The organism is Photobacterium sp. HL06, from assembly GCF_059552575.1.
In genome coordinates this window covers 4,013,661-4,035,920 of the sequence record NZ_CM183914.1, presented here as the reverse complement: position 1 = coordinate 4,035,920, position 22,260 = coordinate 4,013,661, and the positions used below count along the sequence as shown (strand labels likewise).

The following is a 22,260-nucleotide window of genomic DNA, read 5'->3' as shown; positions in this document are numbered from 1 at the left end:
ATTTTTTGAGAAGGAAAACGTTTGCGTCGGTGATTTTGTCTCATTCTATTACTAACATGGAGTTGCGTGGTGGGAGTGGGTAAAATAGGTAAACAAATGGTTAAATCTAGCGTCAGCTGATATCGATGATGAGGATAATGTGGAGAATTTAGCGCAAGTCGTTGCTGCATTGCAGCAAGGTGAGGTTGTGGCCTACCCGACCGAGGCTGTTTTTGGTGTGGGGTGCGATCCTGATAATGAGCAAGCTGTGCAGAAACTCTTGGCATTAAAACAGCGCCCGGTAGAAAAAGGGTTGATCTTGATTGCTGCCGATTATGAGCAGTTGACGCCCTATATTGATGATAGCCAGTTAACTGCTGAGCAGATTGCACGCATTCAGGCTAGCTGGCCGGGCCCTGTTACCTGGGTCATGCCAACCAAAGCTGGGGTGCCGAGCTTTTTAACTGGTCAGTTTACAACCATTGCAGTACGTGTCACTGATCATCCATTAGTGCAACAGTTATGCCGTCAGTTCGGCAAACCGCTGACCTCAACCAGTGCCAACCTTACTGGTCAGGAGCCAGGGCGTAGCGCTGAAGAAGTCAAAGAGCAGCTAGGCCAATATTTACCTGCTATTTTACAAGGGGAGACAGGAGGCCGTGACAACCCTTCTGAAATCCGTGATGCCATTACAGGGAAAGTTTTCCGCCAAGGATAAAATCACTATGCAAGAAGTCAGCAAACAAGCGGTAAAAGCGTTTCTATTAGATCTTCAAGATCGTATTTGTCAGGCGCTCGAACAACAAGACGGCAAGGCAGTGTTTGAACAAGACCAATGGGAGCGGGAGCAAGGCGGCGGTGGCCGCAGCCGGGTATTACGCCAGGGCCGAGTCTTTGAGCAGGCCGGGGTTAACTTCTCTCATGTGTTTGGCACCAAAATGCCAGCATCGGCTACGGCGCACCGTCCTGAATTGGCGGGTCGTAGCTTTGAGGCAATGGGGGTTTCTCTGGTGATCCACCCGAACAACCCGTATGTGCCTACTTCACATGCCAATGTACGTTTCTTTATTGCCGAAAAAGAAGGAGAGGCTCCGGTCTGGTGGTTTGGCGGTGGTTTTGACTTGACCCCTTTCTACCCGTTTGCTGAAGACTGCCAGCATTGGCACAATACTGCGAAGGCACTTTGTGCTCCCTACGGTGAGGAGGTGTACCAGCAGCACAAAGACTGGTGCGATAAGTATTTCTTTTTGCCTCACCGCAATGAAACTCGCGGTGTGGGTGGTTTGTTCTTTGATGACCTCAATGAGTGGGGTTTTGAAAAGAGCTTCAACTATATGCAAGCCGTGGGTAATGGTTATATAGACGCTTACCTACCGATTGTAGAGAAGCGCCACCCTACCCCTTATGGCGAGCGTGAACGTGAATTTCAGCTATATCGCCGTGGTCGCTATGTTGAGTTTAATTTGGTTTATGACCGTGGCACCTTGTTTGGTTTGCAAAGTGGTGGGCGGACAGAATCAATCCTGATGTCGATGCCGCCTCTGGCCCGCTGGGAGTATTGTTATGAGCCAGAGTTAGGTTCACCTGAAGCGGATCTGTATGAGAATTACCTCAAACCGCGCGACTGGTAACATCGGCCACGAAAGGTTTGAGCTTGTATTCATGCAATGGTAGGGTCGATTTATCGACCCTGCTTTATTTGGAATGTATAGCCACATGGATAAGTACGTTGTTTTCGGCAATCCGATTGCCCAGAGTAAATCGCCATTAATTCATACTTTGTTTGCCCGCCAGACCGCTCAACAGATGACTTATACTGCAGAGCTGGCACCTATCGATGGTTTTAAATTGGCCGCGGATAATTTTTTTGCTGCTGGTGGCCGTGGTTGTAACATCACTGTTCCTTTTAAAGAAGATGCCTATCAATATGCTTCTAAACTGACTGAGCGGGCAAAGCTGGCTGGTGCGGTGAATACGCTGAAAAAATTGGATGACGGTGACATTCTCGGTGATAACACTGACGGTGAAGGCTTGGTTCAGGATCTATTGCAGAATCAGGTTGAGCTAGCGGGTAAGCGCATTCTGCTTATTGGTGCTGGTGGTGCTGCGCGGGGCGTCATATTACCTTTATTGGCTCAACAGCCCGAAAAGCTGGTGATCACGAATCGAACGTTAGAGAAAGCCGAGCTGCTGGCAGAGTTATTTTCATCTTATGGCAACATTCGAGCTGTGGCGCTCAATACACTTGAACAACCTGAGTTTGATGTGATCATTAATTCAACCTCTGCGGGGTTAAGTGGCCAATTACCTAATGTTTCAGAGAAGATCATTAAACCAGCTGCCACCTGTTATGACATGGTATATAGCTCGGAACTGACAGCTTTCAACCGGTGGGCGCGTGATTTGGGTGCCGGAAAGACCTTAGACGGGTTAGGGATGCTGGTGGGCCAGGCAGCAGAAAGCTTTATGCTATGGCGAGGTATTCGTCCAGGAGCCAAGCAGGTTCAAAGTGAGCTACGTCGAGCAATGCAGGAATAAACATGAATCAAGACATATTATTTGCTGATATCCAGCTATGGGATAGTGAGAAGCAGGCGGTTAATTTCCCAGCTCAGCAAGCCGGAGCCCTGATCACCTGCTGGGTGAGTCTTTCTTGGTTACAACAGAAAACCGAACACCCACTGATTGAAGAGGTGGATATTCTCAGTACCTTTGCTGCCAACCGCTTCGATTTAGAAGAGTTGGCAGAAGAAATGATCGAGGAAGAAGAATTCAATCGCGATGGTGATATCGAGATCGGCTAGCAATAATTTACAGCTCGGCCAGGTATTCGTTTTTTAGCCGAACATAGTTATCTGCTGAAGCCGGTAAAAAAGCCCGCTCCTTGTCGGTTAATGGACGGGCTTGCTTTACTGGGCTACCGACATACAGATATCCCCCTTCCAGGCGTTTCCCTGGTGGAATTAAGCTCCCGGCACCAATGATGACATCATCCTCTATAATGGCGCCATCGAGTAAGATAGCCCCCATTCCCACTAAGACTCGGTCCCCGACTTGGCAGCCATGCAACATAGCCTTGTGACCAATCGTCACATCATCACCTATAATTAAAGGATGGCCCTTAGGGTTGTCAGCTGTTTTGCGAGTGACATGTAATACCGTACCGTCTTGAACATTGGTGCGTGCGCCAATGTGGATTTGGTTTACATCGCCACGTGCAGCAACCAGAGGCCAGATACTCGCATCCTGAGCCAGGGTAATGTCACCGACAAGGACAGACGAGTTATCAATATAAACATTATCACCCAGTGAAGGTCGAATACCTTTATATGAACGTAGTGGTGAAGTCATTGGGAAGCCTCTCTTTGCGTGTTTATCTTGTGAGAATAGCCAAGTGGTGATGTGAATAACATCAAAAAAGCTGTGATTGTTCGTTAATTGCGCGCTTGAGCGGAGGTGACGGTTTTATTTCAAAATGCCCCTTGCCAATGTGATCGAAGTCTCTATAATGCGACCTCACTGACACGGAGCACGGCAACTTAGCCGGTGACGAATCAGTTTGTTCTTTAACAATTTGACCATGCAATCTGTGTGGGCACTCGTGAAAAAGTTAAGTCGAAAGATTTATCAATGAACTGAGTGACCAAGAGCTAGAAATAGTTCGATTGCTTTTTTTGATTTACTTTTTATTAAAAAGTGAAAATAAGAAAGCGGCACAGTCAATTCGAGTTCCCGTTGCTAGCTTCTAGTAATGGAAACTCAATCAGTATTCATTGAGCCGTTCCGAAAGGAACAACAAAACTTTAATTGAAGAGTTTGATCATGGCTCAGATTGAACGCTGGCGGCAGGCCTAACACATGCAAGTCGAGCGGCAGCGACAACATTGACCCTTCGGGGGATTTGTTGGGCGGCGAGCGGCGGACGGGTGAGTAATGCCTGGGAATATGCCTTAGTGTGGGGGATAACTATTGGAAACGATAGCTAATACCGCATAATGCCTACGGGCCAAAGAGGGGGACCTTCGGGCCTCTCGCGCTAAGATTAGCCCAGGTGGGATTAGCTTGTTGGTGGGGTAACGGCTCACCAAGGCAACGATCCCTAGCTGGTCTGAGAGGATGATCAGCCACACTGGAACTGAGACACGGTCCAGACTCCTACGGGAGGCAGCAGTGGGGAATATTGCACAATGGGGGAAACCCTGATGCAGCCATGCCGCGTGTATGAAGAAGGCCTTCGGGTTGTAAAGTACTTTCAGTCGTGAGGAAGGGTGTGTAGTTAATAGCTGCATGCCTTGACGTTAGCGACAGAAGAAGCACCGGCTAACTCCGTGCCAGCAGCCGCGGTAATACGGAGGGTGCGAGCGTTAATCGGAATTACTGGGCGTAAAGCGCATGCAGGCGGTCTGTTAAGCAAGATGTGAAAGCCCGGGGCTCAACCTCGGAACAGCATTTTGAACTGGCAGACTAGAGTCTTGTAGAGGGGGGTAGAATTTCAGGTGTAGCGGTGAAATGCGTAGAGATCTGAAGGAATACCGGTGGCGAAGGCGGCCCCCTGGACAAAGACTGACGCTCAGATGCGAAAGCGTGGGGAGCAAACAGGATTAGATACCCTGGTAGTCCACGCCGTAAACGATGTCTACTTGGAGGTTGTGGCCTTGAGCCGTGGCTTTCGGAGCTAACGCGTTAAGTAGACCGCCTGGGGAGTACGGTCGCAAGATTAAAACTCAAATGAATTGACGGGGGCCCGCACAAGCGGTGGAGCATGTGGTTTAATTCGATGCAACGCGAAGAACCTTACCTACTCTTGACATCCAGAGAAGTTACCAGAGATGGTTTCGTGCCTTCGGGAACTCTGAGACAGGTGCTGCATGGCTGTCGTCAGCTCGTGTTGTGAAATGTTGGGTTAAGTCCCGCAACGAGCGCAACCCCTATCCTTGTTTGCCAGCGCGTAATGGCGGGAACTCCAGGGAGACTGCCGGTGATAAACCGGAGGAAGGTGGGGACGACGTCAAGTCATCATGGCCCTTACGAGTAGGGCTACACACGTGCTACAATGGCGTATACAGAGGGCTGCCAACCAGCGATGGTGAGCGAATCCCACAAAGTACGTCGTAGTCCGGATTGGAGTCTGCAACTCGACTCCATGAAGTCGGAATCGCTAGTAATCGTAGATCAGAATGCTACGGTGAATACGTTCCCGGGCCTTGTACACACCGCCCGTCACACCATGGGAGTGGGCTGCACCAGAAGTAGATAGCTTAACCTTCGGGAGGGCGTTTACCACGGTGTGGTTCATGACTGGGGTGAAGTCGTAACAAGGTAGCCCTAGGGGAACCTGGGGCTGGATCACCTCCTTACCTAAAGACTTGCTGTTTTATGCAGTGTCCACACAGATTGCTTGGTTAATATGTGAAAGAACAGCGAAAGCGCTAATGAATGACTCCGGTTATTGATTAACGCTTTTTGCGTTATGCTCTTTAACAATCTGGAAAGCTGACTAGTAAATTCAATTTTTACAATTGAATTAAAATGTTCTTCTTTATGAAGAACGAGTTCTCAAGCAAACACATTCAAGTGTCTTGTGTAGAGTCCGGCGAAAAACCAATTGTGTCCTTATCAGGCACACAAACCTTGGTTGTTTGAACATACGCTTTTGTCTTCACTTTTTTGAAAAGTGAAAATAAAAAACTCCTTGGGGTTGTATGGTTAAGTGACTAAGCGTACACGGTGGATGCCTTGGCAGTCAGAGGCGATGAAGGACGTATTAACTTGCGATAAGCCCAGTTTAGGCAGTAAAAGCCACTTGAGACTGGGATTTCCGAATGGGGAAACCCACTGGCATAAGCCAGTATCGCTACGTGAATACATAGCGTAGCGAGGCGAACCGGGGGAACTGAAACATCTAAGTACCCCGAGGAACAGAAATCAACCGAGATTCCGGCAGTAGCGGCGAGCGAAACCGGATTAGCCCTTAAGCTAGTTGCATGTTAGGCGAATGTGCTGGAAAGCACAGCAGTAAAGGGTGATAGCCCCGTAGCCGACAGCGCGCTTTTAGTGAAATCGAGTAGGACGGGACACGTGATATCCTGTCTGAACATGGGGGGACCATCCTCCAAGGCTAAATACTCCTGACTGACCGATAGTGAACCAGTACCGTGAGGGAAAGGCGAAAAGAACCCCTGTGAGGGGAGTGAAATAGAACCTGAAACCGTGTACGTACAAGCAGTAGGAGCACCTTCGTGGTGTGACTGCGTACCTTTTGTATAATGGGTCAGCGACTTAATTTTAGTAGCAAGGTTAACCGTATAGGGGAGCCGTAGGGAAACCGAGTCTTAACTGGGCGTATAAGTTGCTAGGATTAGACCCGAAACCAGGTGATCTAGCCATGGGCAGGTTGAAGGTGAGGTAACACTTACTGGAGGACCGAACCGACTAATGTTGAAAAATTAGCGGATGACTTGTGGCTAGGGGTGAAAGGCCAATCAAACCTGGAGATAGCTGGTTCTCCCCGAAAGCTATTTAGGTAGCGCCTCGGACGAATACTACTGGGGGTAGAGCACTGTTAAGGCTAGGGGGTCATCCCGACTTACCAACCCTTTGCAAACTCCGAATACCAGTAAGTACTATCCGGGAGACACACGGCGGGTGCTAACGTCCGTCGTGGAGAGGGAAACAACCCAGACCGCCAGCTAAGGTCCCAAAGTTATAGCTAAGTGGGAAACGATGTGGGAAGGCTCAGACAGCCAGGATGTTGGCTTAGAAGCAGCCATCATTTAAAGAAAGCGTAATAGCTCACTGGTCGAGTCGGCCTGCGCGGAAGATTTAACGGGGCTAAGCTATACACCGAAGCTGCGGCAATGCAGTTTACTGCATTGGGTAGGGGAGCGTTCTGTAAGCCGTTGAAGGTGAATCGTAAGGTTTGCTGGAGGTATCAGAAGTGCGAATGCTGACATGAGTAACGATAAAGGGAGTGAAAAACTCCCTCGCCGGAAGATCAAGGGTTCCTGTCCAACGTTAATCGGGGCAGGGTAAGTCGACCCCTAAGGCGAGGCCGAAAGGCGTAGTCGATGGGAAACAGGTTAATATTCCTGTACTGCTTATAACTGCGATGGGGGGACGGAGAAGGCTAGGTGGGCCAGGCGACGGTTGTCCTGGTTCAAGGGTGTAGGCTGATGGTTTAGGTAAATCCGGACCATCTTAAGGCTGAGACCCGATGTCGAGCCGCTACGGCGGTGAAGTCATTGATGCCATGCTTCCGGGAAAAGCCTCTAAGCGATAGGTTGTAAGCAATCGTACCCCAAACCGACACAGGTGATCAGGTAGAGAATACCAAGGCGCTTGAGAGAACTCGGGTGAAGGAACTAGGCAAAATGGTACCGTAACTTCGGGAGAAGGTACGCTCCTGGCGGTGAAGTCCCTTGCGGATGGAGCTACTGGGAGTCGCAGATACCAGGTGGCTGCAACTGTTTATTAAAAACACAGCACTGTGCAAAATCGAAAGATGACGTATACGGTGTGACGCCTGCCCGGTGCCGGAAGGTTAATTGATGGGGTTAGACTTCGGTCGAAGCTCTTGATCGAAGCCCCGGTAAACGGCGGCCGTAACTATAACGGTCCTAAGGTAGCGAAATTCCTTGTCGGGTAAGTTCCGACCTGCACGAATGGCGTAATGATGGCCACGCTGTCTCCACCCGAGACTCAGTGAAATTGAAATCGCAGTGAAGATGCTGTGTACCCGCGGCTAGACGGAAAGACCCCGTGAACCTTTACTACAGCTTGGCACTGAACATTGACCCTACATGTGTAGGATAGGTGGGAGGCTTTGAAACCATGTCGCTAGATATGGTGGAGCCGTCCTTGAAATACCACCCTTGTAGTGTTGATGTTCTAACGTCGCCCCCTTATCGGGGGTGCGGACAGTGCCTGGTGGGTAGTTTGACTGGGGCGGTCTCCTCCCAAAGAGTAACGGAGGAGCACGAAGGTGGGCTAATCACGGTCGGACATCGTGAGGTTAGTGCAATGGCATAAGCCCGCTTGACTGCGAGAATGACAATTCGAGCAGGTGCGAAAGCAGGTCATAGTGATCCGGTGGTTCTGAATGGAAGGGCCATCGCTCAACGGATAAAAGGTACTCCGGGGATAACAGGCTGATACCGCCCAAGAGTTCATATCGACGGCGGTGTTTGGCACCTCGATGTCGGCTCATCACATCCTGGGGCTGAAGTCGGTCCCAAGGGTATGGCTGTTCGCCATTTAAAGTGGTACGCGAGCTGGGTTTAGAACGTCGTGAGACAGTTCGGTCCCTATCTGCCGTGGGCGTTGGATGATTGAAGGGGGCTGCTCCTAGTACGAGAGGACCGGAGTGGACGAACCTCTGGTGTTCGGGTTGTCACGCCAGTGGCATTGCCCGGTAGCTAAGTTCGGAATCGATAAGCGCTGAAAGCATCTAAGCGCGAAGCGAGCCCTGAGATGAGTCATCCCTGATACTTTAAGTATCCTAAAGGGTTGTTGGAGACTACGACGTAGATAGGCAGGGTGTGTAAGTGCTGCGAGGCATTGAGCTAACCTGTACTAATTGCCCGTGAGGCTTAACCATACAACACCCAAGGGGTTTTTCACTGAAATCGTTCCCGGAATGCCGGACCAAGACGATTATCAGTATTGCCTACATCCATGTAGGTATGGACTCCACGAAGCACTTGAATGGTGCTGAGAACAACTAGTTAACTTTCCCAGATTGCTATTTATCGCCTTTGGGCGGTGAATAAAACAGAATTTGCTTGGCGACCATAGCATTATGGACCCACCTGATCCCATGCCGAACTCAGTAGTGAAACGTAATAGCGCCGATGGTAGTGTGGGGTCTCCCCATGTGAGAGTAGGACATCGCCAGGCTCCAAATTTTGATTTCACTTTTTTAAAAGTGAATGACAGAAAACGAGAGCCCGTTGGCAACAACGGGCTTTTATTTCGCTCTTACCGAACCCGGTGTGAGCGGAGTCAATATAAGGTTTTTGCTCTTTAATCGAATGATTAAAAAGATGAAAATTTTATCTTGACTTAAAAACAGAGAAGCGTATTATACGCGTCCTGACTTGCTGAAGCGCAACGCGCCAAGGCATTGAAAGTCAACGTTCTTTAACAATTTGACCATGCAATCTGTGTGGGCACTCGTGAAAAAGTTAAGTCGAAAGATTTATCAATGAACTGAGTGACCAATACAAATAACTACGGTTATTTGGCACAGTCAATTCATTACCATTCTCTTCTCTATATGAAAAGAATAATGGTAATAGCTTTAAAATTACTTTCTTGCTTCGGTAAGAAACAGTTTTGAAGTCAGTATTCATTGAGCCGTTCCGAAAGGAACAACAAAACTTTAATTGAAGAGTTTGATCATGGCTCAGATTGAACGCTGGCGGCAGGCCTAACACATGCAAGTCGAGCGGCAGCGACTTAGCTGAACCTTCGGGGGACGCTAAGGGCGGCGAGCGGCGGACGGGTGAGTAATGCCTGGGAATATGCCTTAGTGTGGGGGATAACTATTGGAAACGATAGCTAATACCGCATAATGCCTACGGGCCAAAGAGGGGGACCTTCGGGCCTCTCGCGCTAAGATTAGCCCAGGTGGGATTAGCTTGTTGGTGGGGTAACGGCTCACCAAGGCAACGATCCCTAGCTGGTCTGAGAGGATGATCAGCCACACTGGAACTGAGACACGGTCCAGACTCCTACGGGAGGCAGCAGTGGGGAATATTGCACAATGGGGGAAACCCTGATGCAGCCATGCCGCGTGTATGAAGAAGGCCTTCGGGTTGTAAAGTACTTTCAGTCGTGAGGAAGGGTGTGTAGTTAATAGCTGCATGCCTTGACGTTAGCGACAGAAGAAGCACCGGCTAACTCCGTGCCAGCAGCCGCGGTAATACGGAGGGTGCGAGCGTTAATCGGAATTACTGGGCGTAAAGCGCATGCAGGCGGTCTGTTAAGCAAGATGTGAAAGCCCGGGGCTCAACCTCGGAACAGCATTTTGAACTGGCAGACTAGAGTCTTGTAGAGGGGGGTAGAATTTCAGGTGTAGCGGTGAAATGCGTAGAGATCTGAAGGAATACCGGTGGCGAAGGCGGCCCCCTGGACAAAGACTGACGCTCAGATGCGAAAGCGTGGGGAGCAAACAGGATTAGATACCCTGGTAGTCCACGCCGTAAACGATGTCTACTTGGAGGTTGTGGCCTTGAGCCGTGGCTTTCGGAGCTAACGCGTTAAGTAGACCGCCTGGGGAGTACGGTCGCAAGATTAAAACTCAAATGAATTGACGGGGGCCCGCACAAGCGGTGGAGCATGTGGTTTAATTCGATGCAACGCGAAGAACCTTACCTACTCTTGACATCCAGAGAAGTTACCAGAGATGGTTTCGTGCCTTCGGGAACTCTGAGACAGGTGCTGCATGGCTGTCGTCAGCTCGTGTTGTGAAATGTTGGGTTAAGTCCCGCAACGAGCGCAACCCCTATCCTTGTTTGCCAGCGCGTAATGGCGGGAACTCCAGGGAGACTGCCGGTGATAAACCGGAGGAAGGTGGGGACGACGTCAAGTCATCATGGCCCTTACGAGTAGGGCTACACACGTGCTACAATGGCGTATACAGAGGGCTGCCAACCAGCGATGGTGAGCGAATCCCACAAAGTACGTCGTAGTCCGGATTGGAGTCTGCAACTCGACTCCATGAAGTCGGAATCGCTAGTAATCGTAGATCAGAATGCTACGGTGAATACGTTCCCGGGCCTTGTACACACCGCCCGTCACACCATGGGAGTGGGCTGCACCAGAAGTAGATAGCTTAACCTTCGGGAGGGCGTTTACCACGGTGTGGTTCATGACTGGGGTGAAGTCGTAACAAGGTAGCCCTAGGGGAACCTGGGGCTGGATCACCTCCTTACCTAAAGACTTAACTGTTTTATGCAGTGTCCACACAGATTGCCTGGTCGAAATGTAAAAGAACGTGAAAAGACTTGGGTCTGTAGCTCAGGTGGTTAGAGCGCACCCCTGATAAGGGTGAGGTCGGTGGTTCAAGTCCACTCAGACCCACCACTTTCTTCCCAAAGAAAGTGTGTGACAGTCTTTTTAATACGTTGGGGCTATAGCTCAGCTGGGAGAGCGCCTGCCTTGCACGCAGGAGGTCTGCGGTTCGATCCCGCATAGCTCCACCACTCTTTAAACGTACTTCTCTTGAAAGACAGAGATATATAGTACTTTTAAAAAGTGGACACCTTTTCGAAGGTCAACACATGTTCTTTAACAATCTGGAAAGCTGACTAGTAAATTCAATTTTTACAATTGAATTAAAATGTTCTTCTTTATGAAGAACGAGTTCTCAAGCAAACACATTCAAGTGTCTTGTGTAGAGTCCGGCGAAAAACCAATGTCTCCCTGCTCTTTCATGTAGAGAAGGAGAGACACAAACCTTGGTTGTTGACCATACGAAACCTCTTGGGGTTGTATGGTTAAGTGACTAAGCGTACACGGTGGATGCCTTGGCAGTCAGAGGCGATGAAGGACGTATTAACTTGCGATAAGCCCAGTTTAGGCAGTAAAAGCCACTTGAGACTGGGATTTCCGAATGGGGAAACCCACTGGCATAAGCCAGTATCGCTACGTGAATACATAGCGTAGCGAGGCGAACCGGGGGAACTGAAACATCTAAGTACCCCGAGGAATAGAAATCAACCGAGATTCCGGCAGTAGCGGCGAGCGAAACCGGATTAGCCCTTAAGCTAGTTGCATGTTAGGCGAATGTGCTGGAAAGCACAGCAGTAAAGGGTGATAGCCCCGTAGCCGACAGCGCGCTTTTAGTGAAATCGAGTAGGACGGGACACGTGATATCCTGTCTGAACATGGGGGGACCATCCTCCAAGGCTAAATACTCCTGACTGACCGATAGTGAACCAGTACCGTGAGGGAAAGGCGAAAAGAACCCCTGTGAGGGGAGTGAAATAGAACCTGAAACCGTGTACGTACAAGCAGTAGGAGCACCTTCGTGGTGTGACTGCGTACCTTTTGTATAATGGGTCAGCGACTTAATTTTAGTAGCAAGGTTAACCGTATAGGGGAGCCGTAGGGAAACCGAGTCTTAACTGGGCGCATAAGTTGCTAGGATTAGACCCGAAACCAGGTGATCTAGCCATGGGCAGGTTGAAGGTGAGGTAACACTTACTGGAGGACCGAACCGACTAATGTTGAAAAATTAGCGGATGACTTGTGGCTAGGGGTGAAAGGCCAATCAAACCTGGAGATAGCTGGTTCTCCCCGAAAGCTATTTAGGTAGCGCCTCGGACGAATACTACTGGGGGTAGAGCACTGTTAAGGCTAGGGGGTCATCCCGACTTACCAACCCTTTGCAAACTCCGAATACCAGTAAGTACTATCCGGGAGACACACGGCGGGTGCTAACGTCCGTCGTGGAGAGGGAAACAACCCAGACCGCCAGCTAAGGTCCCAAAGTTATAGCTAAGTGGGAAACGATGTGGGAAGGCTCAGACAGCCAGGATGTTGGCTTAGAAGCAGCCATCATTTAAAGAAAGCGTAATAGCTCACTGGTCGAGTCGGCCTGCGCGGAAGATTTAACGGGGCTAAGCTATACACCGAAGCTGCGGCAATGCAGTTTACTGCATTGGGTAGGGGAGCGTTCTGTAAGCCGTTGAAGGTGAATCGTAAGGTTTGCTGGAGGTATCAGAAGTGCGAATGCTGACATGAGTAACGATAAAGGGAGTGAAAAACTCCCTCGCCGGAAGATCAAGGGTTCCTGTCCAACGTTAATCGGGGCAGGGTAAGTCGACCCCTAAGGCGAGGCCGAAAGGCGTAGTCGATGGGAAACAGGTTAATATTCCTGTACTGCTTATAACTGCGATGGGGGGACGGAGAAGGCTAGGTGGGCCAGGCGACGGTTGTCCTGGTTCAAGGGTGTAGGCTGTATTCTTAGGTAAATCCGGGAATACTTAAGGCTGAGACCCGATGTCGAGTCACTACGGTGATGAAGTCATTGATGCCATGCTTCCGGGAAAAGCCTCTAAGCGATAGGTTGTAAGCAATCGTACCCCAAACCGACACAGGTGATCAGGTAGAGAATACCAAGGCGCTTGAGAGAACTCGGGTGAAGGAACTAGGCAAAATGGTACCGTAACTTCGGGAGAAGGTACGCTCCTGGCGGTGAAGTCCCTTGCGGATGGAGCTACTGGGAGTCGCAGATACCAGGTGGCTGCAACTGTTTATTAAAAACACAGCACTGTGCAAAATCGAAAGATGACGTATACGGTGTGACGCCTGCCCGGTGCCGGAAGGTTAATTGATGGGGTTAGACTTCGGTCGAAGCTCTTGATCGAAGCCCCGGTAAACGGCGGCCGTAACTATAACGGTCCTAAGGTAGCGAAATTCCTTGTCGGGTAAGTTCCGACCTGCACGAATGGCGTAATGATGGCCACGCTGTCTCCACCCGAGACTCAGTGAAATTGAAATCGCAGTGAAGATGCTGTGTACCCGCGGCTAGACGGAAAGACCCCGTGAACCTTTACTACAGCTTGGCACTGAACATTGACCCTACATGTGTAGGATAGGTGGGAGGCTTTGAAACCATGTCGCTAGATATGGTGGAGCCGTCCTTGAAATACCACCCTTGTAGTGTTGATGTTCTAACGTCGCCCCCTTATCGGGGGTGCGGACAGTGCCTGGTGGGTAGTTTGACTGGGGCGGTCTCCTCCCAAAGAGTAACGGAGGAGCACGAAGGTGGGCTAATCACGGTCGGACATCGTGAGGTTAGTGCAATGGCATAAGCCCGCTTGACTGCGAGAATGACAATTCGAGCAGGTGCGAAAGCAGGTCATAGTGATCCGGTGGTTCTGAATGGAAGGGCCATCGCTCAACGGATAAAAGGTACTCCGGGGATAACAGGCTGATACCGCCCAAGAGTTCATATCGACGGCGGTGTTTGGCACCTCGATGTCGGCTCATCACATCCTGGGGCTGAAGTCGGTCCCAAGGGTATGGCTGTTCGCCATTTAAAGTGGTACGCGAGCTGGGTTTAGAACGTCGTGAGACAGTTCGGTCCCTATCTGCCGTGGGCGTTGGATGATTGAAGGGGGCTGCTCCTAGTACGAGAGGACCGGAGTGGACGAACCTCTGGTGTTCGGGTTGTCACGCCAGTGGCATTGCCCGGTAGCTAAGTTCGGAATCGATAAGCGCTGAAAGCATCTAAGCGCGAAGCGAGCCCTGAGATGAGTCATCCCTGATACTTTAAGTATCCTAAAGGGTTGTTGGAGACTACGACGTAGATAGGCAGGGTGTGTAAGTGCTGCGAGGCATTGAGCTAACCTGTACTAATTGCCCGTGAGGCTTAACCATACAACACCCAAGGGGTTTTTCACTGAAATCGTTCCCGGAATGCCGGACCAAGACGATTATCAGTATTGCCTACATCCATGTAGGTATGGACTCCACGAAGCACTTGAATGGTGCTGAGAACAGCTAGTTAACTTTCCCAGATTGCTATTTATCGCCTTTGGGCGGTAGATAAAACAGAATTTGCTTGGCGACCATAGCATTATGGACCCACCTGATCCCATGCCGAACTCAGTAGTGAAACGTAATAGCGCCGATGGTAGTGTGGGGTCTCCCCATGTGAGAGTAGGACATCGCCAGGCTCCCAATTTAGGTTAGCGTTATGAACGAACGTTAGTCCTGAGTGGAGCGGTAGTTCAGTTGGTTAGAATACCGGCCTGTCACGCCGGGGGTCGCGGGTTCGAGTCCCGTCCGCTCCGCCACTTATTCAGACAGAGTTAAGTCTTTAAAATAACTACAGGGGTATAGCTCCAATTGGCAGAGCAGCGGATTCCAAATCCGCGTGTTGGGAGTTCGAATCTCTCTACCCCTGCCATATACGAAGCCTCAGTCGAAAGACTGGGGCTTTTTTGTGTTTTCTGCTTATTAAAGCAATGTGAGCGCAGAATATTTCGCTTCTTGATGGTAAGTGCTACTGTATTACCGTGCTTTGCTTTTCAAAGCCTTGCGGGTTAACTTGATTGTAACTATCTATTTATTCTTACTAATAATGTGACTGGCCGAAGGAAAATCGGTTTGATTTTCGGTGAGTACCCAGTAGAATAACTTTCATACGTATTAGGGGTGTAGCTCCAATTGGCAGAGCAGCGGATTCCAAATCCGCGTGTTGGGAGTTCGAATCTCTCCACCCCTGCCACATTCGAAGGCCTCGACTGCAATGTCGGGGCCTTTTTACATTTGTTGCTTCTACGAAGCAATGTTGGGAACTGGATCGCCAGCCCGGTCGAATCTCTTCCCCCTGCCACACTCAAAAGCCTCGACTGAAATGTTGGGGCTTTGCTGTATCTGGGCTTTGAGAAAATTGTTCAAGGTCAACACAAAAGCGCAAACACGTATTTTGAACTTGTTGCTAATGATGATTACCGATAGCATACAACAGTTGTCACTAGCAGCCATGTTGGTGACGGGTGATGGAGTTCCACCTTTAACCGCTCAACCGAGATGATGACTCCTGCTGTAGTAGGATAGATCCGTCTATGGTGGGGCCCGGTCATTTGCCATAACATCTATCCTGAATATTATCCTGATTAAGATAGATACCCGGTATGGCACACCCATTAAGCGCTAATCCTAAAATTTTTGTCCAGATACTGAGATGGGCACTTCTAATAATTCCTGTTGCCGTGATTGTCGGCTCTTTGAATGCTTTCTTCCTGTGGATCCTGAACCTTGCTACTGAAACTCGCATCGATAACTCTTGGCTGATTTATCTTTTGCCATTGGCTGGCATTGCCATTGTGTATTGTTACCGTAACCTTGGTAAGAACTCTGAGGGGGGTAATAACCTGATCATGGATGAAATCCATGAACCCGGAGCCGGTATCCCGACACGCATGGGACCACTGGTGTTGATCACGACGGTTATTACCCACCTGTTCGGTGGCTCAGCCGGACGTGAAGGTACTGCGGTGCAGATAGGTGGGGCGACAACCCATTGGCTGGCCCGGTTGTTTAAGCTTAATGAAGCAGATACCCGGTTGATATTGATTGCTGGTGTGGCAGCTGGCTTTGGTGCTGTCTTCGGCACGCCTCTGACTGGTGCCATTTTTGCACTCGAAGTGCTGGCGATTGGCCGCTTGCGTTATGATGCCATCATTCCTGCTTTGTTTGCTGCCATTTTGGCTGATGTTGTCTGTAGTGCCTGGGGGGCTCACCATACCCATTACCGAATTGATTTCCTTGAGACTATTACCCTGTTTGAACATGCAGTTAAAGTCGATATCGTGATGGTTGCGAAGATTATGCTGGCAGCCATTGCTTTTGGTCTTGCTGGGTATTTATTTGGTGAGCTAACCCATGCGTTTAAAGATATTTTCAAGGCAACATTGAAGAACCCTTATCTGATCGTGGTTGTTGGCGGTTTGATTGTAATTGCAGCCGTTCAATTAATTGGTAACTATGACTACATTGGCCTTGGGGTCTACTCGAGCCGGGAAGGCGGTGTCAGCATTCTCAGTGCGTTTACGGAAGGTGGCGCTGAATGGTACAGCTGGTTATTAAAGCTGCTGTTGACGGCAATTACCTTGGCTGCTGGCTATAAAGGTGGCGAGGTGACGCCACTGTTTTTTGTCGGTGCGACGCTGGGTAATACTATGGCTTGGGTGCTGGGCGCCCCGGTTGATCTGTTTGCAGCTTTGGGCTTTTTGGCTGTATTTGCGGCGGCAACCAATACACCACTGGCCTGTACCATTATGGGGGTAGAACTATTTGGTGCCGAGCACATGCTGTACTTTGCCATTGCTTGTTATACGGCCTATTACTTTAGTGGTCACACAGGTATTTATTCTTCACAAAGAGTGGCTGTGCCTAAGTTGTTCGACTTGGATGGCGCACCTAAAATCACCCATAAGCTCGGAGAGCTTCGGGATACTCACTCGTCTTTGCTTAAAAATGTGGTGAAAAAATACACAAAATAATCTTCAGGCCGTATGAAAGTGCGGCCTGAGTTGTTTTTACATCAGTTCATCATTTTCTGTCGATTGCGCTTGCTGCTGATTGCTTGCTTACCTATACTCTTCACTCAACTTGTCGGAGTGCCAACTGGCTGAGACCGCATTGCGGGATCCGTAGAACCTGATCGGGCTAATACCTGCGAAGGGAACAAGAGACAATCTTCTGTTTAGCTGCACTATCATCACCGATATGCTGTAGCTGCGGTATCAGATGACGCTGCACACCCTACGTGTATGCCTCTTGTTTAAGCACCAATCCGTCAAGCAACTTCCCCTATTATGGAATTTAAAGGAAATTGCTATGTCGAGTCGCAAACAAGCGAGACTGGAAGCTAAACAATTTATTGATTCACTAACAGCCCAACCTTACCCCAACTCTCAAAAAGTGTATGTTCAAGGTAGTCGCCCTGATCTACAGGTACCAATGCGTGAAATTACGCTGTCAGACAGCCTCGTCGGCGGCACGAAAACAGATCCTATTTTTGAGCCGAATGAATCGGTACGAGTCTATGATACGTCAGGCTATTACACCGATCCGGAGCAGGCGGTAGATATTTATGCCGGTTTGCCAAAAGTGCGTGAAAATTGGATCACTGAGCGAGCTGATACCGAGCTGCTTGATGAGTTAAGTTCTGCCTATTCGAAAGAGCGTCTGGCCGATGATACGTTAGATGATCTGCGTTTTGGTGAAGCTAACCGTATTCGCCGGGCTAAAGCGGGTCAATGTGTGACCCAGCTGCATTATGCCCGCCAAGGTATTATTACTCCTGAGATGGAGTTTATCGCGATCCGCGAAAATATGGGTCGGGCAAAGTATCGCGACGAGGTACTTAACCAGCAGCATCCTGGGATCAGCTTTGGTGCCAATCTACCTGAAGAAATCACCCCTGAATTTGTCCGCAAAGAAGTGGCTGAAGGCCGAGCAATTATTCCGGCCAACATTAACCACTCTGAAACAGAACCGATGATCATTGGCCGCAACTTTTTGGTGAAAGTGAATGCCAATATTGGTAACTCTGCTGTCAGCTCATCCATTGAAGAAGAAGTCGAAAAATTGGTGTGGTCGACCCGCTGGGGGGGCGATACGGTGATGGATTTGTCTACCGGTCGCAATATTCACGAAACTCGTGAATGGATCATCCGCAATAGCCCTGTGCCGATTGGTACGGTGCCAATGTATCAGGCTCTGGAGAAGGTCAATGGGATTGCTGAGAACCTGAACTGGGAAGTTTTCCGAGATACGTTGTTAGAGCAGGCAGAGCAGGGTGTCGACTACTTTACTATCCATGCTGGTGTATTGCTGCGCTATGTGCCGATGACAGCAAAGCGCGTCACTGGCATCGTGTCTCGTGGTGGTTCGATAATGGCGAAGTGGTGCTTGGCTCACCACCAGGAAAGTTTCTTGTATGAGCACTTCCGAGAAATTTGTGAAATTTGTGCCCAATATGATATTGCCTTGTCATTGGGCGATGGCCTGCGCCCTGGATCCGTTGCTGATGCCAATGATGAAGCTCAGTTCAGTGAGCTACGAACTCTCGGTGAGCTGACCAAGATCGCATGGGAATACGATGTCCAGGTCATGATTGAAGGCCCGGGCCATGTGCCAATGCATATGATCAAAGAAAATATGGAAGAGCAGCTGAAGCATTGCCACGAAGCGCCTTTCTATACCCTTGGCCCGCTGACAACTGATATTGCCCCTGGCTATGACCATATAACCTCAGGCATTGGTGCAGCAATGATTGGCTGGTATGGCTGCGCCATGCTTTGTTATGTCACACCGAAAGAACACCTGGGATTACCCAATAAAGACGATGTAAAAGTGGGACTGATCACGTACAAGCTATGTGCTCATGCGGCAGACTTGGCAAAAGGTCACCCGGGCGCCCAAGTACGTGATAATGCCTTGTCAAAAGCGCGCTTTGAATTTCGCTGGGAAGACCAATTTAACCTAGGTTTAGACCCGGATACGGCGCGAGCCTATCATGATGAAACGCTGCCTCAGGAGTCTGGCAAAGTGGCTCACTTCTGTTCGATGTGCGGGCCAAAATTCTGCTCGATGAAGATCTCGCAAGAGGTGCGGGAATACGCCAGTAACCTAGAGAAAAATGAGGGGCTGGCGATCAAGCTACTTGATGATCCTCTCGAAGGCATGCAGCAGAAAGCCGATGAATTCCGAGCTAGAGGTAGTGAGTTATATCACCCTGTTCAAGAGGATAGTTAATGAGCTCTTTATGTTTACCCGATAGTCTAGCGCCACTGCTGATGCATGTGGAACCTTTGCTGGCCACGGCTGATAAGTATCAGCTTGGCGAGCAGGTGAGCGTTGAGTGGAGCGAGTCGGGTACTGTCGATATTCAGATCGAAGAGCGTCAGTTCAGCCTGGTGTTTAACCAGGCTGAGGCTGATATTGCGGGCTATAAGGTGTTGGACCAATGGATCGCACCTTATCCAGAGCTAAGCGAATTGCAACGGCAGGTTGCACAGGATCCATCCCTGGTTGTCTGTGGATTGCCGACCGAAAAAGGCTGTGTTGATATTTGGCACCATAATGGCGAAGCCAGAGCGGTGTACTGCCACCATGCTGGTGCCAGCGAGCCACAACGCGCGATGTTGTTGGCAGCGTTGGCTTTGGATTATCCACTGGAAGATGCCGTAACACTGTCGCGTGCTCATGCCCGCGGCTATGTTGAAACTCATGCTGATGGCTATGGGGAAACGGGCTGGCCAATGGGGCGTGAGCTATTTCCGCGACCGCTGACGGCCAACCACCCTGAAGTTAATGAATTGGGCTGGGCAAGCAAAGAAGTGGCGGTGGCGTCTTTTGCCACAACCGATGCAACCAAGCTGGCACTGTATCCGGTAGTAGATTCGGCAGAATGGGTTGAACGCTTGCTTACCTTGGGCGTTACGACCACCCAGTTACGGATCAAAGATCCCGCAGACCCAACCCTAGACGCTCAGGTTAAGCAGATCATTGCTGCTGGAGAAAAGCATCAGGCCCAGGTCTATGTGAACGATTACTGGCAGTTGGCTATTAGGCACCAGGCTTATGGTGTCCACCTTGGCCAGGAAGATCTGGAAACGGCTGATTTGGCTGCGATCCAACAAGCAGGCTTGCGCCTGGGCCTGTCGACCCATGGTTACTATGAAATCCTGCGGGCGGCAGAATTTGGCCCGAGCTATATTGCGCTGGGACATATATTCCCGACCACAACCAAAGAGATGCCATCAAAGCCACAGGGGCTTAACCGTCTGGCGCTGTATCAGAAGCTGGTTGGTGATGCTTTCCCGACTGTTGCCATTGGTGGTATCGATCTGGCGAGGGCCGAAAAAGTTTGGCGTACCGGGGTTAGCAGTGTCGCTGTCGTGCGGGCTGTCACCCAGGCAGAAGATACCCGAATGGCCGTTGAGGCATTCAACCAGCTGCTGGTTCGACATGATCATAAGGATTGTGATGATGCTCAGTGATCAGGCGTTTATGCGCTATAACCGCCAGATCATGCTGCCCGAGATCGGGGAGCAAGGTCAGCAGTTATTGAGCCAGGCTCAGGTGCTGCTGGTCGGTGCTGGCGGGTTGGGTTCGGCAGCGGCGCTGTATTTAGCTGGGGCTGGTGTCGGCAATCTCATTATCGCTGATGATGATGAGGTCGATAGCTCGAACCTCCAGCGCCAGGTGATTTACCGCGATAACCACCAGGGACAGAGCAAGGTGCAGGCGGCTGCCGAGCAGCTCAAGGCGTTGAATCCCCATATCCGCGTCCGTCCGGTACAGGCTCGGTTGGCCGATCAGAGACTGGCGATGGAAGTTGCCCTGGCGGATGTGGTGCTGGATTGCTCGGACAACCTGGAAACCCGGCATGCTGTCAATCGGGCTTGCTTTGATGCCAACAAGCCATTGATTTCAGGTGCAGCAATTCGCTGGCAAGGGCAATTGATGGCCTTTGATTTCCGCCAGGGCCATGGTCCTTGCTATCACTGCCTGTTTCCATGGCAGCCGGACGCGCCGCAAGAGCCACTGAATTGCAGCAATTCAGGTATTGTCGGTCCAGTGGTTGGCATGATGGGGACGATGCAGGCGCTGGAGGCGATCAAGCTCATAACCGGAGCCGGTGAGGTCGCCTTTGGTGCGCTGCAGCAGTTTGACGGCCTGACGATGGCATGGCACAGATTTAGCCTTGCTCAAGACAAACGGTGCCCGGTGTGCGGCACAGGAGAATAAAAATTATGACAGTCACGACGTCAGTGATTCAGGTTCAGGTTAATGAAAAGCCTGTCGAGTGCCCTGAAGGGCAAAGCCTGACTGCGCTGCTTACCACATTGGAGATGCCATTGCAGGCAACCGCAGTGGCTTTGAATGACGATATTGTTGCCCGAAGCGAATGGGACAGCACATTACTCAACACTGGCGATCGTATTGCCTTATTCCAAGCTATTGCCGGAGGCTAAATGCTCACTATTGCAGACAAGACTTTTTCATCCCGCCTGTTTACCGGTACCGGTAAATATGCCAACAGCCAGACGATGGCTGAATCGATTATTGCCTCTAAGTCAGAGCTGGTCACCATGGCACTGAAACGGGTCGATATCGAAAATCGTGACGATGATATTCTGGCCCCGTTATTGGCTGCCGGAGTTAATCTGCTCCCCAATACTTCTGGGGCGAAAAATGCCAAAGAAGCTGTGTTTGCTGCCAAGTTAGCGCGTGAGGCACTGGGTACCAATTGGCTGAAGTTGGAAATCCACCCCGATCCTAAATACCTGATGCCTGATCCGATTGAAACCTTGGCGGCGGCAGAAGAGCTAGTGCGTGAAGGCTTTATCGTACTGCCTTATTGCCATGCCGATCCGGTACTGTGTAAACGGTTGGAAGCAGTCGGCTGTGCCGCTGTGATGCCGTTAGGTGCGCCGATCGGCTCCAATAAAGGTCTGGCATCGCGTGATTTTCTCGAAATTATTATCGATCAGGCACGGGTGCCAGTGATTGTTGATGCGGGTATCGGAGCGCCTTCTCATGCTGCCGAAGCAATGGAGATGGGGGCCGATGCTGTGCTGGTGAATACCGCGATTGCCGCCGCCGCCGATCCTATTGCGATGGGCAAAGCTTTTAAACTTGCGGTTGAAAGTGGCCGGATGGCGTATGAAGCAGGCCTGGCGGGGACGGTGAACCATGCCATTGCCTCAAGCCCGCTGACTGCATTCTTGGATCAAACCGCATAAGGGG

General features: G+C 50.3%; 11 protein-coding genes, 5 tRNA genes, 6 rRNA genes and 2 riboswitches. Of the genes, 21 read left to right on the top strand and 1 reads right to left on the bottom strand.

Annotated features, from left to right (window positions below; all coding sequences use genetic code 11):
* The first annotated feature begins 139 nt into the window (after positions 1–139).
* The 4 genes from tsaC to AC51G0_RS18225 all read left to right on the top strand — a co-directional run bounded on the left by tsaC (position 140) and on the right by AC51G0_RS18225 (position 2,783).
* Positions 140–697 carry an L-threonylcarbamoyladenylate synthase type 1 TsaC gene (gene tsaC, locus AC51G0_RS18240; RefSeq protein ID WP_496300093.1) on the top strand — a complete coding sequence of 186 codons (558 nt, stop codon included), beginning with the start codon at positions 140–142 and terminating at the stop codon, positions 695–697.
* Between the two features lie 7 nt (positions 698–704).
* Positions 705–1,610: an oxygen-dependent coproporphyrinogen oxidase gene (gene hemF, locus AC51G0_RS18235; RefSeq protein ID WP_496300092.1), complete on the top strand. Its 906-nt coding sequence runs from the start codon at positions 705–707 to the stop codon at positions 1,608–1,610.
* A gap of 85 nt (positions 1,611–1,695) precedes the next feature.
* Positions 1,696–2,517, top strand: coding sequence for a shikimate dehydrogenase (aroE, locus tag AC51G0_RS18230; RefSeq protein WP_496300091.1), 822 nt, complete (start codon positions 1,696–1,698; stop codon positions 2,515–2,517).
* Between the two features lie 2 nt (positions 2,518–2,519).
* Positions 2,520–2,783, top strand: a complete 264-nt coding sequence (locus tag AC51G0_RS18225; protein ID WP_496300090.1) for a DUF1488 family protein — start codon at positions 2,520–2,522, stop codon at positions 2,781–2,783.
* Positions 2,784–2,790: 7 nt separating this feature from the next.
* Here the strand turns inward: AC51G0_RS18225 and AC51G0_RS18220 are convergent, their stop codons facing one another.
* On the bottom strand, positions 2,791–3,330 hold the full coding sequence (locus AC51G0_RS18220; protein WP_496300089.1) for a gamma carbonic anhydrase family protein: 540 nt from the start codon (positions 3,328–3,330) through the stop codon (positions 2,791–2,793).
* A 453-nt stretch (positions 3,331–3,783) separates the two neighbouring features.
* On the opposite strand from AC51G0_RS18220, the gene AC51G0_RS18215 reads away from it, so the two are divergent.
* The 17 genes from AC51G0_RS18215 (at position 3,784) to AC51G0_RS18135 (ending at position 22,256) form a co-directional block, all read left to right on the top strand.
* Positions 3,784–5,336, top strand: a 16S ribosomal RNA gene (locus AC51G0_RS18215).
* Positions 5,337–5,683: 347 nt separating this feature from the next.
* Positions 5,684–8,575: ribosomal RNA gene (locus AC51G0_RS18210) — 23S ribosomal RNA — on the top strand.
* A 183-nt stretch (positions 8,576–8,758) separates the two neighbouring features.
* Positions 8,759–8,874, top strand: a 5S ribosomal RNA gene (gene rrf, locus AC51G0_RS18205).
* Between the two features lie 485 nt (positions 8,875–9,359).
* A 16S ribosomal RNA gene (locus AC51G0_RS18200) occupies positions 9,360–10,912 on the top strand.
* Between the two features lie 75 nt (positions 10,913–10,987).
* Positions 10,988–11,064 (top strand) — tRNA-Ile (locus AC51G0_RS18195).
* 43 nt (positions 11,065–11,107) lie between these two features.
* Positions 11,108–11,183, top strand: a tRNA-Ala gene (locus AC51G0_RS18190).
* Positions 11,184–11,475: 292 nt separating this feature from the next.
* Positions 11,476–14,367 (top strand): 23S ribosomal RNA (locus tag AC51G0_RS18185).
* A 183-nt stretch (positions 14,368–14,550) separates the two neighbouring features.
* A 5S ribosomal RNA gene (gene rrf / locus AC51G0_RS18180) occupies positions 14,551–14,666 on the top strand.
* Together the 16S, 23S and 5S rRNA genes with 5 tRNA genes alongside form the textbook arrangement of a ribosomal RNA operon.
* Positions 14,667–14,709: 43 nt before the next feature.
* A tRNA-Asp gene (locus tag AC51G0_RS18175) sits at positions 14,710–14,786 on the top strand.
* 36 nt (positions 14,787–14,822) lie between these two features.
* Positions 14,823–14,899, top strand: a tRNA-Trp gene (locus AC51G0_RS18170).
* 244 nt (positions 14,900–15,143) lie between these two features.
* Positions 15,144–15,220, top strand: a tRNA-Trp gene (locus AC51G0_RS18165).
* Between the two features lie 261 nt (positions 15,221–15,481).
* A riboswitch (Fluoride riboswitch) is annotated at positions 15,482–15,545 on the top strand.
* A gap of 84 nt (positions 15,546–15,629) precedes the next feature.
* Complete coding sequence (locus AC51G0_RS18160; protein WP_496300088.1) at positions 15,630–17,000, top strand: voltage-gated chloride channel family protein; 1,371 nt, start codon at positions 15,630–15,632, stop codon at positions 16,998–17,000.
* Positions 17,001–17,103: 103 nt separating this feature from the next.
* Positions 17,104–17,201: riboswitch (TPP riboswitch) on the top strand.
* A gap of 136 nt (positions 17,202–17,337) precedes the next feature.
* On the top strand, positions 17,338–19,260 hold the full coding sequence (gene thiC / locus AC51G0_RS18155) for a phosphomethylpyrimidine synthase ThiC (protein WP_496300087.1): 1,923 nt from the start codon (positions 17,338–17,340) through the stop codon (positions 19,258–19,260).
* On the top strand, positions 19,260–20,507 hold the full coding sequence (locus AC51G0_RS18150; protein WP_496300086.1) for a thiamine phosphate synthase: 1,248 nt from the start codon (positions 19,260–19,262) through the stop codon (positions 20,505–20,507). Before thiC ends, AC51G0_RS18150 begins: the two co-directional genes overlap by 1 nt.
* Entirely contained in the window at positions 20,497–21,258 is a 762-nt protein-coding gene (locus AC51G0_RS18145; RefSeq protein WP_496302017.1) for a HesA/MoeB/ThiF family protein, read from the top strand. The genes AC51G0_RS18150 and AC51G0_RS18145 overlap by 11 nt, the downstream gene beginning before the upstream one ends.
* 5 nt (positions 21,259–21,263) lie before the next feature.
* On the top strand, positions 21,264–21,485 hold the full coding sequence (gene thiS / locus AC51G0_RS18140) for a sulfur carrier protein ThiS (protein ID WP_496300085.1): 222 nt from the start codon (positions 21,264–21,266) through the stop codon (positions 21,483–21,485).
* Positions 21,486–22,256 carry a thiazole synthase gene (locus AC51G0_RS18135; RefSeq protein ID WP_496300084.1) on the top strand — a complete coding sequence of 257 codons (771 nt, stop codon included), beginning with the start codon at positions 21,486–21,488 and terminating at the stop codon, positions 22,254–22,256. It abuts the gene before it with no gap.
* The last annotated feature ends 4 nt before the right edge of the window (positions 22,257–22,260 follow it).

What these genes read in the sequence shown, in the direction of transcription:
- AC51G0_RS18150 (WP_496300086.1), top strand. Translation starts at nt 19,260, where the DNA reads ATGAGCTCTTTATGTTTACCCGATAGTCTAGCGCCACTGCTGATGCAT.
- AC51G0_RS18160 (WP_496300088.1), top strand. Translation starts at nt 15,630, where the DNA reads ATGGCACACCCATTAAGCGCTAATCCTAAAATTTTTGTCCAGATACTG.
- AC51G0_RS18145 (WP_496302017.1), top strand. Translation starts at nt 20,497, where the DNA reads ATGCTCAGTGATCAGGCGTTTATGCGCTATAACCGCCAGATCATGCTG.
- aroE (WP_496300091.1), top strand. Translation starts at nt 1,696, where the DNA reads ATGGATAAGTACGTTGTTTTCGGCAATCCGATTGCCCAGAGTAAATCG.
- AC51G0_RS18135 (WP_496300084.1), top strand. Translation starts at nt 21,486, where the DNA reads ATGCTCACTATTGCAGACAAGACTTTTTCATCCCGCCTGTTTACCGGT.
- thiS (WP_496300085.1), top strand. Translation starts at nt 21,264, where the DNA reads ATGACAGTCACGACGTCAGTGATTCAGGTTCAGGTTAATGAAAAGCCT.
- hemF (WP_496300092.1), top strand. Translation starts at nt 705, where the DNA reads ATGCAAGAAGTCAGCAAACAAGCGGTAAAAGCGTTTCTATTAGATCTT.
- AC51G0_RS18220 (WP_496300089.1), bottom strand. Translation starts at nt 3,330, where the DNA reads ATGACTTCACCACTACGTTCATATAAAGGTATTCGACCTTCACTGGGT.
- thiC (WP_496300087.1), top strand. Translation starts at nt 17,338, where the DNA reads ATGTCGAGTCGCAAACAAGCGAGACTGGAAGCTAAACAATTTATTGAT.
- AC51G0_RS18225 (WP_496300090.1), top strand. Translation starts at nt 2,520, where the DNA reads ATGAATCAAGACATATTATTTGCTGATATCCAGCTATGGGATAGTGAG.